Origin of the sequence: uncultured Sulfitobacter sp., from assembly GCF_947500075.1 — a bacterium.
Classification (GTDB): Bacteria; Pseudomonadota; Alphaproteobacteria; order Rhodobacterales; family Rhodobacteraceae; genus Sulfitobacter.
The window spans coordinates 305,440-320,632 of record NZ_CANMQS010000001.1 but is presented as its reverse complement, the minus strand read 5'-3'; the positions used below and the strand labels follow the sequence as shown (position 1 = coordinate 320,632).

The window sequence follows — 15,193 nt, the reverse complement described above, 5'->3', positions numbered from 1 at the left end:
TTCACGCCATGATCTGGACGACGCCACCGACAACGCGCGCCTGTAACATCCTCAGCGGCACCCGCGCAGGTGCCGCCACGGCCGCACCCGACCGGGCATCAAAGAGCCCTTGGTGCAGGGGACATTCGATATGGGTGCCGTTGAAGTATCCGTCACAAAGGTTCGCCGCCCCATGGGTGCACCGCGCTAATGAGACGGTGATGCCCTCCTTTGTGTCAAACACAGCCAGCTCGCGCCCCTGAAAACTCACGGGCGTTGCGTCCCCGGCAAAGAGATCCGCCACGTTGATCAAGTCCTGCCAGGTCTTTTCGCGCGCCATTTCAGCCCGCCTCAGCGGCGTCGCTTCGCGGCGTGCGGCCGGTCAACTGTCCCAGAATGTCGATGTGTGCCCCCAGATATCCGCGCGGCTCTACCGCCACATGGGTCTTCAGTTTCTCATGCAGGGCAGGCAGGGCATAGAACGGAACAGAAGCGGCATAATGGTGCTCCGCATGGTAGTTCATGTTCCATGCGAGAAACTGCATGGGCCGGGCGACGTAATTCGTGCGGGTGTTTTCCTTCATGTCGCGCACGCAGGGTTTGCCGACATGTTCGGTCATGCGGATAAAGCGCATCACCGGCTCTCCCAGCACCACGGGCAGCCACCAGTACCATATCGGCGCCCACCAGCCCGTGGCGGTGCAGGCGGCAAGGATCACAAGATATCCGATCAGCATCAACCGCGCTTCCCAGAAGATGGTTTGATGCTCCGGCCTGGGTATGAACCGCTCTTCTTCTGGCGTCAGTCGACCCATCGTATGCCGTGCCAGTTCGGTGAACTTGTTGCGCCAATAGGGGATCGAGGACAGATACCAGAAATAGCCGCCAAGCGACTGCGGCAGCTCGATCATCTCCGGATCGTCGCCGTGCAGTTGTGTGTAGGTGTGGTGGTCGCAATGCTCATACCGAAAGTGCCGGTTGGGCAGCATGATGATAAACCCGCAGATGTTACCAATGACGTCATTGATCCAGCGTGTCTTGAACACCGTGTAGTGGCAGCATTCGTGCTGGAGGGAGAAGTGATGCACCATCACCACCCCATGCAGGAACATCGCAGGCCAGATCAGCCAGCTGTCATAGGCCAGAAAAATCAGCGACCCGGTACAGGCCAAAACGACAATCCAAAGGGCCAGATGCCGGAACGCAGGCCCGTTGGAGCGTTGCATCAGCGTTTTCAGTTCAACCCGCGTCAGCGTGCCATCGGCGAGGGCCTGTGTAATGGGTGTCAGAACGGGTGCGGACATGAGCGTGCTTTCCTTGTTACCCCCAGAGTAGGTTTGGACCTTTGCAATGCAAGGCGGTAGTTTGGCACAGGACTGATTTTGCAGGATGCGACCATGACCAAGAGCGCTGTCACCCCGACAATTGATTTAGGCGCGGATGGGCGCCATGTGGGCGATTTGCGGGTGCGGTGGTCGGACAACTCTGTGCCTTTGGGTTATCACCCCGTGCCGATCCTCAGTTTACGGAATGGCGCGGGACCCGTGGTGGTGTTGATTGCGGGCACCCACGGGGATGAATTTGAAGGGCCGTCCGCGATCATGCGGGTGATGGGCGCGCTTCAACCGGACGAGATCCGCGGGCAGATCATTGCAATTCCTGCGTTGAATGCCCCGGCAGTGCGACAAGCGGCGCGGGTGTCGCCTCTGGATGGTGTGAATCTCAACCGCGCCTTTCCCGGCAATCCGATGGGAGGCGTGACAGATCAGGTTGCCTACTACGTCGAGACAGCCTTGCTGCCGATGGCGGACGCCGCCGTTGATCTGCATTCCGGCGGATCGGCGTCGTTCTTTACCCCCTGCACCTTGCCGACGCGGACGGCGGATGCCGCGCTCTATGCCCGCAACCTCGAATTGGCGGAGGTGTTTGGCCTGCCGCATATTTGGGTGCTGGGCAGTTTCAACGACGCCCGTTCGGTCAATTCCGCAGCGGAACGCGCAGGCGTTCCGATGATCGCTGCTGAACTTGGGGGCTGTGGTGGTGTGGACCCAGTGATTACCGATGCGACGGAGGCGGGACTGATGCGCGTGTTGCGGCATGTCGGTGTGGTGCAGGGGCAAGTGGAAGCGCTGCCAGCACCCCGCAAGGTTGAGATTACCAGCGCAGAGCATAGCCTCTATGCCCCCGGCGAAGGCGTCTTTGACCGCCGCGCGCAGGCGGGGCAGGACGTGAAAGCCGGGGACATCGCAGGCACCTTGCACTACGTGCTGGAGCCGCGCCGACCGTCGGAGGTGATTGCCTTTGCCCATGACGGCATGGTGCTTGCCCACACCAACCGAGGCTATGTGCAACGCGGAGATATGTTGATGATGGTGGTCCGCGACGTCGATTGACTATCGTCGTTCCAACCGTCGGAAGAGCACCGACAGACCAAAACAGATGACGAAGTAGAAAGCGGCGGCAGTCAGCCATGCCTCAAATATCAGACGGGTAGAGGCCACAAGCTCCACCGTTTTGAACGTCAGGTCCGGCACGGAAATCAGTGAAACCAGCGAGCTGTCCTTGACCAGAGAGATGAACTGGTTGGCCATCGGCGGCATCACCTTGCGCATGGCTTGCGGCAGCACGATGTATCGCATTTCCTGCCAGCGGCTCATCCCGATGGACCGCGCCGCTTCGCGCTGGCCCTTGTCGACCGATTGAATACCCGCGCGCACGATTTCCCCGACAAAGGCGCTTTCAAAAAGCGCCAGCACAATGATGCCAGAGATCAGCGCCGGGAAGCGCCGCATGTCACCAAAGAGGAATGTCCAGACGGCGTTGTTGTCGCTCCGCGCAATCTCCCGCGCCCAGCGTTCCATGTTCAGGGCCTGGATCAGCTGTTCGGACAGGAAGAAAAAGAAGATGAAGATCACAACGACCGGCGGCACGTTGCGCAGGAATTCCAGATAGGTGCGGGCCAGCATGCGCACTGTCAGATTGGCTGAACACCGCGCGATCCCTAGGATGACGCCAAGGATCAGCGCAAGGATGCTGGCGTAGATGCTGATGCGGATCGTGGCGACGAGGCCCTGCACCAGCAGGTTGGCGACCCAGCGTTCTTCGCTCTCTTTGTAGCGGAACATGTAGTTGGGAATGCGTTCCCAGCGCCAGTCGTAGTTCAGCGCGCCGCCGATGCGCAGGATGATCACGGAAGCCACACCAATGATCACCGCCAGAATGACGTAATCCAGCCAATGCAGGCGTTTGATCAATTTGCGCATATTGGGAATGGCTTTCGGACAGAGATCAGGCGGGCCCGTGACAGGCCCGCCCGTGCGTCGCTTATTCTGCGACGTCGTCTTTCCAGTCGTCACCACGGAACCAGTAATCGTGACGCTCTTTCAGCCAGCCGGTACGGGTTTTCACGCCGATCCAGTTGTTGAAATAGTTCTCCGCGTCCGGGTCGCCCTTGCGGAAGGCAAAGGCTTCACCACCTGCCTGAAACGTCTCGTTGAACGGGACATAGAGCGTGTCGGAGTAGCGGCGTGCTTCCTCGGATGGGGTCGGCTCAGACGCCATTGTCGCATGCGCGTTGCCATTGAGCACTTCCTGGGTGGAGGCGCCGTCTTCGTCAAACATCAGCAATTCCGCTTGAGGGAACATGGACTGGATGACGGCCACCGGGGTGGCACCCCGGCGCGCGGCGAAGGTCACGTCAGGGCTGTTGTAGTCTTCCAGTGTGAACCCTTCGGTCATGGACTTGTTGGCCAGAATGGTCATGCCGGAATAGGCGTAAGGGTCCGAGAACGCGACGGTCAGGTTCCGTTGTGGCGTGATCGACATGCCGGAAATGATCACGTCGAATTTGCCAGACACAAGCGCGGGAATGATCCCGTCCCATGAGGTCGGCACGAATTCGACCTCAACCCCCATGTCCTTGGCCAGTTCCCGACCCACGTCCAGCTCAAAGCCGACCAGATCACCGTCGAGGTTGCGCATGGACCACGGGCGGAAGATCGACAGGCCGATCTTGATCACGCCATTTTCCTTGATGCTCTCGATCACACTGTCGCTGGACAGGCTTTGTTGTGTGCTTTGCGCAGAGGCGGGCAGGGCCAGCGCCATCGCGGCGGCAGAGGCCATCGCAAGGCCTGCAAGGCGTCGGGTAAGTGTCATAGGTCTTCTCCTTGTTGGTAGATGTATTGGGTTACGTCTGAACGGCGTATTTCTTCTCCAGCCGGGAAACGCCGATGGATAATGCGAGTGTGACCACCATGTAGACCGCGGCGATGGTGAACCAAATCTCAAAGCTCATGTAGGTGTCAGAAATCAGGTTGCGTCCAATGGTGGTCAGTTCCGCCACCGCAATCACACTGACAATGGCAGAGCTTTTGATCAGGTGCACCACTTCGCCGGTCATTGGCGGCAGCATGAATTTCACCGACTGCGGCAACACGATATAGCGGTACGCCTGTCCTTTGCTCATCCCAATGGAGGTCGCGCCTTCCCATTGTCCCTTGGGCACCGCGTTGATGCCCGCGCGGAAAATCTCCGAAATCAGGGCGGCGTGGAAGACGGCAAGGCACATTACACTGGCGGTGTAGCGGTCGAGTTTGAAGACCGGGCCAAGCACGTAATAGAACAGATAGAGCAGCACCAAGATCGGCATGTTGCGGACGAATTCAAGAAACGCGACAGCGACTGCGGTGCCGATCACAAGACCCGACAGGCGCAGCAGGGCCACCAGCAATCCCAACACGGTCGCAAAGAAGAAAGCTGTGACCGACAGCTGAATGGTCTTCACCAGCCCGATCATGATCTCCCCCCACTGAAATCCGTCGTCGGTCAGCGTGTAGAAATACTGCGGCATGCGGTACCATTGCCAGTTGTAGCCCATGGACTGCGCGCCGGAATAGGCCGACCAGATGATCATCCCGATCACCAGCAGATACAGCGCCACCGACACCGGAACGGAGTTCATGAAGGCGCGGAACTTCTTCGCACCATTTGGGGCCCGCGCTGCCATCAGTGGTCCAGAATCTGGCTGAGGAACATCTTGCAGCGCTCGCTTTCGGGGTTGGTAAAGAACTTCTCTGGCGGGGCGGTTTCTACGATGCGGCCTGCTTCCATAAACACCATGGTGTCGGCAACCTTGCGGGCAAATCCCATTTCATGGGTGACGCAGACCATGGTGATCCCGGTGCTGGCAAGTTCGACCATCACATCGAGCACTTCGTTGATCATCTCAGGATCAAGGGCAGAGGTGGGTTCATCAAACAGCATGATCCGCGTCTGCATGCATAAGGACCGCGCAATCGCGACCCTTTGCTGCTGGCCCCCTGACAGCTGCGCGGGATATTTGTCGGCCTGCTCCGGAATATGGACCCGTTCCAGATAGGTGCGTGCGCGTTTTTCGGCTTCGGCTCTGGAAATCTTCTGGACCTTCATCGGACCAATCGTGAGGTTTTCCAGGATCGTCAGATGCGGAAACAGATTGAACTGCTGGAACACCATGCCCACTTCCTGACGCAGCCTGCGCAACCCTTTGGAGCCTTCCTCCACCTCGATCCCGTCGATGACGATGGTGCCCGCGTTGTGAAACTCCAACCCGTTGAAGCACCGGATCAACGTCGACTTGCCAGAGCCGGAGGGGCCGCAGATCACCACGCGCTCGCCCTGCTTTACGGTCAGGCTGACATCGGTGAGGGCTTGGAAATCATCGTAGAATTTGTCGACTTTGGAGACAGAGATCATGGTATCGTTCTGAACCATTACTGTGTGCTCCTGAAACTACGCGCGGTCTTGGGTCAGTATGTCTGCGGGTCTTCTTGAACCGCAACAGTTTTCTGACGCCCTTTGGTGGTGTGTCAGATTAACTAGGTCAGAATTCTCAAGGGCGATCAAAAAAGTTTCAATCCGCCGATTTTGTCGTTGGCAACATGTCTGGCTATGAAGAGGGACAGGATCAGCCCCGTGGAGACCGCAAAAGCGATGCCGATGGGGACGCCCGTCAGGCCCCATCCCAAAGCCTCCGACAGGAACCAAATGAAAAAGGCGACACCGAAGATCTGGCGGTAGATGCCGATCCACATGGTCCAGACCGCTTTCTTCAGGGCTTGCAGCAGTGAGTTGACGGAAAACAGCACCACGTAGATTGGCAGGATCACGGCCTCGACTTTCATAAACAAGGCGCTGATGCGGATAACCTCAGGGTCGGAGGAAAACAGGCGCGTTGCAAGCGCGCCCCCAAACCACAGGAACGGGAAAGCGCAGGCGGTGAAAGCCACGCCCAACATCCAGCACATCTTGAAAGCCTCCCGAACGCGGTCAAAATTGCCGGCACCGTAGTTTTGCGCCGCGATCGGCAGGAAAGCGATGGTCACGCCAAGCGCGGGCAACAGGAATATCTGTTCGACCCGAAACGCCACACCAAAGCCTGCCAGCGCTTCTTCACCGTAGCCCTTGAGGGCGTATTGCACGATGAACCCGCTGGCGAATGTGACCAGCAGGGCAAAGCCTGCGGGGAACGCCTGCGTGGCAATCTCCCGGTATTTGCGGGGCAGCGGGATGAATTCGCCCACCTTGAGGTCCTGCATCATCGCCCGGCCAAAGATCCTGTACAGGACATAGATCGCAACGCCCGTCTGGCTCAGCACTGTGGCAAGCGCGATGCCCGGAAATCCCATGCCCGGCACAAGACCAGGTATGCCAAACATCAACAACGGGTTCAGCGCAACGTTTGCGAAAAAGGCCACCATCAGCGCGCGCTGCATGGAAACCGTATCGCCTCTGGCCTGTAGAATGCCATTGCCGCCATAGGCCAAAATGAAGCCCGGCAGCGATAGCACCAGCCAGTTGAAATAGGATTGCCCCGCGTCCCGGTACGCACCGGGTTCAGAGACGATGGCGATCAGCGACGGGCCTGAGAGGAGGGCGATGCAGATCATGATTATCGTGGCGACAATCGCGAAACTGATGCCCTGCGCGGCAAGATGGCGGGCATCGGCAACATCCTTGCGCCCCTTTGCATTGCCCACCAGCGCGCTCATCGCGGAGCCAAGGCCGAAGCCAACCGCAACAAGGACAAAGAACGCCTGAAACCCAACGATCAGCCCTGCTTGGGCCTGCGTGCCGATGTAGCCTGCATAGAATGTATCAACGACATTATAGAGCGTGCTGAACAGCATCCCCACAGCGGCAGGCAACGCCAGCTTGCGAAAGTGACCGGAGATCGGCCCGGTGGTCAGGTCTTCATCTATCATGGCGCGGTCTTTCGCGTGGGGTCACAGCTGTGTTGTCATCTTGTAGCCCCGCGCGAAGTACATCCGCGCATAGGTGACGCTGAGATCATTGAGCCAGGTCGTCCGTTCGAGGGTAAAGATCGCGTCACCCTCGGCCATGTTCAGGAAGTCGGCAATCTCTTGCGTGGCGTTGATCGCGGAAAAAACCAGTTCGCCGTCGGTAAAGGGAACCTTGCGGACCAGCCATTCATTTGGGCCAAGCGCCTCAAAGGGTTCATGTGCCGCATCCGGAACAGCGGCGATGTTGATCCAGCGATCCTCCAGCTGGTAGCCGTGTCTGTCGGCATAATGCATGCAGCGCAGGTGGAGCACCTGCTGGTTCTTGGGCAGGTTGATCTGTGCCTGTAGCCAGCCGGGGGCAGGCATCACCTGCCGTTCCACCAGGATGTAACGGTACGCCGCGCCGCTGTTGGTGATCTCCTCGCGGATCAGGGGGATGGCGAATTCGGCCTTGCGGCTGGGCGCCGATTTGACCCGTGTTCCGGCTTTGCGTTTGCGCTCCAGAATGCCTTCATGGACCAGTTCGCGCATCGCCCGATTGACCGTCGCACGGGCGCAGCCGAACTCCTTGGCCAGTTCCACCTCTCCGGGCAGGTTGGCGCCGGGGGGCCAAACGTTTTTGCGGATGCGATCCAGCACGTTGGCCTTGATGTCATGGTAGCTGGTGCGCACGTTTGAGGCCGCTCGTATATTATGTCTGATGTTATTTTGATAATGGCGGACGAAAGAGGAGGCCGCAAGCCATTCCATTAGGTGGGCTAATGTATACTGTTATCACCCCGCTATTGGTCAGTGGGGGCTGGGTCATTAACCTTTTCCCAACAGACGCGGTCGCCAGCCGCGCATATGCCCCAAAGCGGGCAGGGGACAAGGGAAATCAAAGTGTTGGATGTTGCACGAAATCCGCTGGATCAGGGTGCGCGTAATTTGCTGCTGAATTGCGCAAGATGCCAGCCGGGGCACAGTGTCCTGATTGTGTATGAGACCGAAGACGACGGATATTACGATCCGGAATTGCGGGGCGAACTTGAGCGCGTCGCGGGTCATCTGGGCCTGATCACCCAGTCTCATGGTGTCCCGATTGCCCATGACGTAACTGATCCGGACGCAGTGCTTGCCGCGAAAATGGCCGCTGCGGATTGCACGATATTTCTGGCGCGCATGGGAGATCAGATCAGGTTTCGGCCAAGGGACGCCGCTTTGAACCAGATCATCAGCTATGCGCTGGACCGTGACATGCTCGCCTCTCCCTTCGGAACTGTGGACTACCGGGCTTTTGATGATCTGAAATACCTGATCAACGATGCGATTGCGGTGGCGCAGGATATCCATGTGACCTGCCCGGCGGGCACGGATTTCCGGGGCGGGCCGGTGTATTTTGAAAGCCACGGGTCCGATGTCACGCGCAAACGGTTCCCTGTGTCCGTTTTCGCGCCGGTCCCCGCGGCTTCCTTTTCCGGCAAGGTCGCGCAGCGCGGGTTTCTGACCGGGACAGGGTCGAACTATTACACGCCCTGGTCCTGCGCTGTTGAAGATACCTTGGTCGTTAATTTTGACTCCAACCGCATCACCGGGTTTGAGGGGAGCGACAGCGATGTCGTCGCCGCTCAGGCGCATTATGAAAGCGTTGGTACGCGGTATGGGCTGGATACGTATTTTGTTCACTCATGGCACGCGGGCATTCATCCCGGCTGCGCCTCCAAAGCCCCCGCAGGCGCGCATATGGAACGCTGGAGCGGCAGCGCCTTTGGCAATCCGCGCCTGTTGCATTTTCATACCTGCGGAGATTACCCGCCCGGAGAGATTTCGCTGAACGTTCTGGACCCGACCATCCGGCTGGATGGGGTCGCTGTCTGGGAGCAGGGTATTCTGCACCCTGAGCGGATCAAGGGCGGCGCTGCGTTGCTGGCCGCGCATCCCGATATGGCGGCTGTCTTTGCGGATCCGGCCACAGATGTCGGGCAAGCGGCCTGCGGAAATCTGCGGTACGGCGCTTAATCCGGTTTGCCGGACCGGGCGAATGCGCCTGCTTCTTCATGCAGCCATGTGCGGAAGGCCTGAACGGGCTTTGAAGCCAGCGCGTCATGGGCGCAGACAAACCAATATGAAAACTGCGACTGCGCAATCTGAGGGAAGGGATAGACAAGTGTTCCCTCCGCCACGGCGTCTGCCACCAAGGGTCCCCGTCCCATCGCCACGCCGAGCCCCTGTGCGGCGGCTTGCACCACAAGGTTCGCCTGTCCATACGTTCGCGTACGGTCAAATCGAGGCAGGCTGATGCCGCACTCCCTTGCCCAGAAATCCCAGTTGGACGCCATGTCGGCGGTTTCCAGATTGTCCTGCAAGATCGTGTGCGCGGTCAGATCGCCCACGCTTTGCAGCTTCTCCGCCAGCTTTGGCGCGCAGACGGGCGACATGCGTTCGGCCATCAGCTGTTCGGCATGCAGGCCGGGGAAGCCGCCTGCGCTATAGCAGATATAGACATCCGCCTCCGACAGATCAGGGTCACGAGACTGCGGATCAGTCGAGAGCGAGATGGAGATGTCCGGGTTGGAGTCGTCAAAATTCAGCAACCTCGGCAACAGCCATAGAAACGCAAATCCGGGTGGGGAGCCGACAAGGATGCCCGCACCTTGCGATTTCGAGGTGCCACGCAGGTCTTCGCAGAGGCTCTCCACCATGCCAAACCCTTCCCGCGTGGCGCGGGCCAGCCGCTCACCTGCTTCTGTCGGCAGGGTTTGTCGGCCGCGCCGGATCAACAGGCGCTGGCCAATCCAGTCTTCCAGATGCCGGATATGCTGACTGACGGCGCTTTGGGTGACGTTCAGTTCATCCGCCGCACGGCCAAATCCGCGCAGCCGCACCACCGCTTCGAGGGTGCGCAATGCGTTGAAGGGCAGGGTCTTGAGCATGTTGGTGCGGCGCCCTTAATCTATCTTCTTCATCAGGTTCTGTAACGTGCGGCGATACTGGGCCACGATCTCGTCCTGCGCAACATGTCTGCCCTCCTGCACGCGATGGCGTCCTGCCGACCAGACGTCGGTGATCAGACGTTGGTTGCCTGCAAAGATGAAGCCATCCAGCAGTTGCGCATCCGTCAATCCGCACAAGGTCGGCGCGGCGCTGTTGAGGGCCATCATGTCGGCCCAGTTCCCCACTTTCAACGCGCCGGTATCGCGTCCGAGCGACTGTGCGGCACCTTTTGCCGCTGCGTGGTAAAGCGTCTCTCCGGTCGCGCCGTTTTCGGCGGCAAGCACATTGCGCTGGCGGTGATGCAAGCGCTGTGAATACTCCAGCATCCGCAATTCCTCAGCCGCGCTGATGTTGATGTTGGAATCGGTGCCCATTCCGAACCGGCCGCCGTGTTGCAGGTAGACAGGCGCGTTGAATATCCCGTCGCCCAGGTTCGCTTCCGTGACGGAGCACAGACCGACGGCCGCCCCGCTTTCCGCAACGGCGCGCGTTTCCGCGTCGGTCATATGGGTTGCGTGGATCAGGCACCACCGCGTGTCGACCGCTGCGGCATCCATCAGCCATTCTACAGGCCGGGCACCAAGGACGCTTTTGACGTCTTCGACTTCCTTTGTCTGCTCTGCGATGTGCAGATGGATGGGGCCGTCCGGGTAGTCAGAAACGACCGCAGCAAGATCTTCGGGGGACGTGGCGCGCAGGGAATGCGGCGCGATCCCAAGGCCCGTGTCAGCGGGCATGTTAGTGACCATCGTTTTGCAGCGTGTCATCAACTGATCGAAAGCGTCCCGCGTATGGCCAAACCGGTGCTGCCCACCCGCCAGCGGCTTCTGCCCGATATCGTCATAGGTATAGAGCACGGGCAAATGGGTCAGGCCAATGCCCGTGTCCGTGGCGGCCTGCATGATGTGCCCCGACAGTTCCGCCGGATCCTCATAGACCTGTCCGCCCGCCGCGTGATGGAGGTAGTGAAACTCTGCCACTGCGGCATAGCCAGCCTCCTGCATTTCCATGAAGGCAAAGCGGGCAATGGCGCCGACGTCCTCCGGCGTCAGATGGTCGAGGAACTGATACATCAAGCGACGCCAGGTCCAGAAATTCTCCCGGCCCTGCTTGCGAAATTCAGTCATGCCCGCCATCGCCCGTTGAAAGCTGTGGCTGTGCAGATTGGACAGCGCAGGCAGCAGCGTATCGACTGTGACATCATCAGGTGCCGCCCGGTCAGAGGGTGTGATCGCGGTGATCCGGCCACCCGTAAGGGTGAGGCTCACGTCCCGTGCCCATCCGCTCTCCAGACAGGCGCGTTTGGCGAAGACTCTCATGGCTCAATCCGTTTATTATGAATGGACATAATAATCTTACGAGCATACAATTGAGGGGACAAGTTGAATCTCTGCTCCGGGTAACAGCCTTGACCGCCTCCATCCTTACCAATTGCACGATCGCGACCATGGCCTCGGGGCAGGCGCCCTATGGGATGACAGGGCAGGATGCGCTGGTGATGGACGGCGCGGCGATTGCGTGGGTCGGCCGTCGGCACGATCTGCCAGAAGAATATCTCGACGCGCCCATAACCGATCTTGCCGGGCGGCTGGTGACGCCGGGGTTGATTGATTGCCACACGCATCTGGTCTTTGGCGGGCACCGCGCTGTCGAGTTCGAAATGCGGCTGAACGGCGCGAGCTACGAAGAGGTTGCGCGCGCGGGTGGTGGGATCATTTCCACGGTCACCGATACGCGTGATGCGTCAGAGGATGACTTGGTGGCAGGTGCTTTGCCCCGGTTGGACGCGCTCATTGCCGAAGGGGTCACCACGGTTGAGATCAAGTCAGGCTATGGTCTGAACGCGCTGGTTGAGCTGCGTATGCTGCGCGCCGCGCGGCGGTTGGCGCAGCTTCGCCCGGTGACCGTCAAGACAACCTATCTGGGGGCCCATGCCGTGCCACCCGAATACGCAGGACAGGCTGATCTCTATCTTGAAGAAGTCTGCATTCCGACGCTGCACGCAGGTCATGAAGAAGGGCTGATTGATGCGGTTGACGCGTTTTGTGAAGGCATTGCCTTCCAGCCTGCACAAGTGACGCGCGTGTTTGAAGCGGCAGCGGCGCTGGGCCTGCCTGTGAAGATCCATGCCGAACAGCTTTCCAATCTGGGAGGGGCGGCGCTGGCCGCCGGGTTTGGTGCGCTTTCTGCGGATCATATCGAGTATCTGGATGAAGCGGGTGTGCAGGCCTTGGCAGATGCGGGAACCGCTGCGGTCATTCTGCCGGGTGCCTTCTACACCCTGCGCGAAACGCAGATGCCGCCCATTGATCTGCTGCGCGCCCACAAGGTGCCGATGGCGGTGGCCACGGATGCCAACCCCGGTTCGTCGCCGATGACCTCCCTGCTGCTGGCAATGAACATGGCGGCGACGCTGTTTCGGATGACGCCCGAGGAAACACTCGCCGGTGCCACGCGCAATGCCGCACTGGCGCTGGGCCTTGCGGATCGCGGTGTGATTGCACCAGGGATGCGCGCTGATCTGGCGATCTGGGATGTCTCCATCCCGGCTGAACTGAGCTACCGGATGGGGTTCAATCCGCTCTATGCCCGTGTGTTTGGAGGTGTGATGTGACCGTGATGACCCTGACCCCCGGTGCTGTGACGCTGGATGAACTGGCGCAGGTTCTAAAGCAGGAGGCTGCGGTTGTCCTTGATCCGGCCTGCCGTCCATCGGTCGAGGCTGCGGCGCAGCGCATCGCACAGGCGGCTGCGGGACGTGACGCGGTCTATGGGGTGAACACCGGTTTTGGCAAACTGGCGAGCGTGAAGATCGCCAGTGCTGACACGGCCACCCTTCAGCGCAACCTGATCCTGTCGCATTGCTGCGGCGTGGGGGAGCCGATTTCGCGCGCACATGCGCGGTTGATCATGGTGTTGAAGCTGCTGTCGCTGGGTCGCGGGGCGTCAGGCGTGCGGTGGGACCTGATCGAATTGCTGCAAGACATGCTGATGCGTGGTGTCACCCCGGTGATCCCGGCGCAAGGCTCTGTCGGTGCGTCGGGCGATCTGGCGCCCTTGGCACATATGACAGCTGTATTAATCGGGGAGGGGGAAGCCGAATACGACGGCAACATCCTGTCCGGGCAGGACGCGCTGCGCAAAGCGGGCCTTTCGCCTGTTTCGCTTGGCCCGAAAGAAGGGCTTGCGTTTATCAATGGCACGCAGTTCTCCACCGCTTTCGCCTTATCCGGATTGTTCGCGGCCTGGGAGGCTGCGCAATCGGCCTTGATCACATCAGCGATGTCGACGGATGCGATCATGGGGTCCACCGCGCCGTTGCAACCCGAAATCCACAGCCTGCGCGGACACCGCGGCCAGATCGAAGCGGCCGTCTCCATGCGGGCCTTGCTGGCCGGATCGCAGATCCGGGAAAGCCACCGCGAAGGGGACACCCGTGTTCAGGACCCCTATTGCATCCGGTGCCAACCACAGGTGACGGGCGCGGCAATGGATGTCCTGCGCCAAGCCGCGATGACGCTGAGGATCGAAGCAAATGCCGCGACAGACAACCCGCTGGTGCTGACAGAGGCCGACATGATCGTCTCCGGCGGCAATTTCCATGCAGAGCCTGTTGGTTTTGCCGCCGATATGATCGCTCTCGCCGTGTCAGAGATCGGCGCGATTGCGCAGCGTCGCATCGCGCTGATGGTCGACCCGACCCTGTCGTTTGATCTGCCGCCGTTTCTGACGCCGGATCCCGGTCTGAATTCGGGGTACATGATTGCCGAAGTCACGACGGCAGCGCTGATGTCAGAGAACAAGCATCTTGCGGGCCCATGCGTCACAGACAGCACGCCCACGTCGGCCAATCAGGAAGACCATGTGTCGATGGCGGCGCATGGTGCCTACCGGTTGCAGCGCATGGTGCGTAATCTGCACAGCATTCTGGGTGTCGAACTGCTTTGTGCTGCGCAAGGCATCGGGTTTCGTGCGCCGCTGCGCACCAGCGATGCGCTGTCGGCCTGCATCGGGTGTTTGCGTGAGGAGGTTCCGGCGCTTGAAGAGGACCGCTACCTCGCACCGGACATTGCCAAAGCCTCCGCGATCATTGCAGGAAGTGGTTTGCGAGAGACGGCAAAGGTCGCATTGCCGGAGCTTGAGGCATGAACGTGTTTGAAGTGATCAAAGGCGATGGCCCGATTGTTTTGGCACAACCGCATGGTGGCACTTTCTTGCCAAGCAATGTTCTGACCGGTTTGAACGCGCGCGGGCAGGCGCTTGCAGATACCGATTGGCATATTGCGCGGCTTTATGACGGGCTGCTGGAGGGGGCGACCATCGTGCGCTCGAACATCCATCGGTATGTGATTGACGCGAACCGTGATCCGATGGGGACATCGCTCTACCCCGGTCAGAACACCACGTCGCTTTGTCCGCTGACCGATTTTGATGGGCAGGATATCTGGCTGCCGGGGCGGGCGCCTTCTGCGGATGAGGTAGAAGCACGGCGGCTGACATATCATGCGCCCTATCATGCGGCTTTGGCAGAGGAATTGGATCGGGTTCAGGCGACCCACGGCGTTGCCGTCCTTTACGACTGTCATTCGATCAGATCGAAAATCCCCTTTCTGTTTGAAGGGGCGTTGCCCACGTTCAGCATCGGCACCAACGGGGGCACAAGCTGCGCGCCTGCAATACAAGATGCGGTTTCCGCCCGTTGCGAAGGGGCCTCTGATTTCCGTACGGTTGTGAATGGTCGCTTCAAGGGCGGCTGGACAACACGTCACTACGGGCAGCCGGGCATGAATGTCCACGCCATCCAGATGGAGCTGGCCCAGATGGCCTACATGGAAGAATTCCCGCCCTGGGAGTATCTGCCAAACCGCGCCGCGCGTCTGCAACCGATCCTGTCTGATGTTCTGAAATCCCTCGACACCCTCGCCCGGAGCGGTGCACTGACAACCAAAGGAAGTTGA

15 protein-coding genes are annotated in these 15,193 nt (G+C 59.8%); 5 read left to right on the top strand and 10 right to left on the bottom strand.

Annotated features, from left to right (window positions below):
* Position 1: 1 nt before the first annotated feature.
* Positions 2–319, bottom strand: a complete 318-nt coding sequence (locus Q1A91_RS01665) for a Rieske 2Fe-2S domain-containing protein (RefSeq protein WP_299871901.1) — start codon at positions 317–319, stop codon at positions 2–4.
* A gap of 1 nt (position 320) precedes the next feature.
* Complete coding sequence (locus Q1A91_RS01660) at positions 321–1,283, bottom strand: fatty acid desaturase family protein (RefSeq protein ID WP_299871898.1); 963 nt, start codon at positions 1,281–1,283, stop codon at positions 321–323.
* 93 nt (positions 1,284–1,376) lie between these two features.
* Here Q1A91_RS01660 and Q1A91_RS01655 point away from each other — a divergent pair, with 93 nt between their 5' ends.
* Positions 1,377–2,372: a succinylglutamate desuccinylase/aspartoacylase family protein gene (locus Q1A91_RS01655; RefSeq protein WP_299871895.1), complete on the top strand. Its 996-nt coding sequence runs from the start codon at positions 1,377–1,379 to the stop codon at positions 2,370–2,372.
* Here the strand turns inward: Q1A91_RS01655 and Q1A91_RS01650 are convergent, their stop codons facing one another.
* From Q1A91_RS01650 to Q1A91_RS01625, 6 genes are all read right to left on the bottom strand, one after another.
* Complete coding sequence (locus tag Q1A91_RS01650; RefSeq protein ID WP_299871892.1) at positions 2,373–3,242, bottom strand: amino acid ABC transporter permease; 870 nt, start codon at positions 3,240–3,242, stop codon at positions 2,373–2,375. It lies immediately after the preceding gene.
* Positions 3,243–3,303: 61 nt separating this feature from the next.
* The gene (locus Q1A91_RS01645; RefSeq protein WP_299871889.1) at positions 3,304–4,137 is read right to left on the bottom strand and encodes a transporter substrate-binding domain-containing protein; all 834 of its coding nucleotides are present in this window, start codon (positions 4,135–4,137) and stop codon (positions 3,304–3,306) included.
* A gap of 31 nt (positions 4,138–4,168) precedes the next feature.
* Positions 4,169–4,987 carry an amino acid ABC transporter permease gene (locus Q1A91_RS01640; RefSeq protein WP_299871887.1) on the bottom strand — a complete coding sequence of 273 codons (819 nt, stop codon included), beginning with the start codon at positions 4,985–4,987 and terminating at the stop codon, positions 4,169–4,171.
* Positions 4,987–5,733 carry an amino acid ABC transporter ATP-binding protein gene (locus Q1A91_RS01635; RefSeq protein ID WP_299871884.1) on the bottom strand — a complete coding sequence of 249 codons (747 nt, stop codon included), beginning with the start codon at positions 5,731–5,733 and terminating at the stop codon, positions 4,987–4,989. Before Q1A91_RS01635 ends, Q1A91_RS01640 begins: the two co-directional genes overlap by 1 nt.
* A gap of 128 nt (positions 5,734–5,861) precedes the next feature.
* Positions 5,862–7,223 (bottom strand): MATE family efflux transporter, encoded by a 1,362-nt coding sequence (locus Q1A91_RS01630; RefSeq protein ID WP_299871881.1) that lies wholly within the window; start codon positions 7,221–7,223, stop codon positions 5,862–5,864.
* 21 nt (positions 7,224–7,244) lie between these two features.
* Positions 7,245–7,934: a UTRA domain-containing protein gene (locus tag Q1A91_RS01625; protein WP_299871878.1), complete on the bottom strand. Its 690-nt coding sequence runs from the start codon at positions 7,932–7,934 to the stop codon at positions 7,245–7,247.
* 303 nt (positions 7,935–8,237) lie between these two features.
* Between Q1A91_RS01625 and Q1A91_RS01620 the strand changes: the two genes are divergently transcribed.
* Positions 8,238–9,260, top strand: coding sequence for a hypothetical protein (locus tag Q1A91_RS01620; protein ID WP_299871876.1), 1,023 nt, complete (start codon positions 8,238–8,240; stop codon positions 9,258–9,260).
* Here Q1A91_RS01620 and Q1A91_RS01615 read toward each other — a convergent pair.
* Both Q1A91_RS01615 and Q1A91_RS01610 read right to left on the bottom strand, forming a co-directional pair.
* The gene (locus tag Q1A91_RS01615; RefSeq protein ID WP_299871873.1) at positions 9,257–10,174 is read right to left on the bottom strand and encodes a LysR substrate-binding domain-containing protein; all 918 of its coding nucleotides are present in this window, start codon (positions 10,172–10,174) and stop codon (positions 9,257–9,259) included. The genes Q1A91_RS01620 and Q1A91_RS01615 overlap by 4 nt on opposite strands.
* Positions 10,175–10,189: 15 nt before the next feature.
* Positions 10,190–11,554 carry a formimidoylglutamate deiminase gene (locus Q1A91_RS01610; RefSeq protein ID WP_299871871.1) on the bottom strand — a complete coding sequence of 455 codons (1,365 nt, stop codon included), beginning with the start codon at positions 11,552–11,554 and terminating at the stop codon, positions 10,190–10,192.
* 89 nt (positions 11,555–11,643) lie between these two features.
* Between Q1A91_RS01610 and hutI the strand changes: the two genes are divergently transcribed.
* Genes hutI through hutG form a run of 3 tightly spaced genes read left to right on the top strand, consistent with a single transcriptional unit; the run spans position 11,644 to position 15,193 of the window.
* The gene (gene hutI / locus Q1A91_RS01605; protein WP_299871869.1) at positions 11,644–12,849 is read left to right on the top strand and encodes an imidazolonepropionase; all 1,206 of its coding nucleotides are present in this window, start codon (positions 11,644–11,646) and stop codon (positions 12,847–12,849) included.
* 2 nt (positions 12,850–12,851) lie between these two features.
* Positions 12,852–14,384 (top strand): histidine ammonia-lyase, encoded by a 1,533-nt coding sequence (gene hutH, locus Q1A91_RS01600; RefSeq protein WP_299873658.1) that lies wholly within the window; start codon positions 12,852–12,854, stop codon positions 14,382–14,384.
* A complete protein-coding gene (gene hutG, locus Q1A91_RS01595; protein WP_299871866.1) occupies positions 14,381–15,193 on the top strand; it encodes an N-formylglutamate deformylase in 813 nt (270 codons plus the stop codon). Before hutH ends, hutG begins: the two co-directional genes overlap by 4 nt.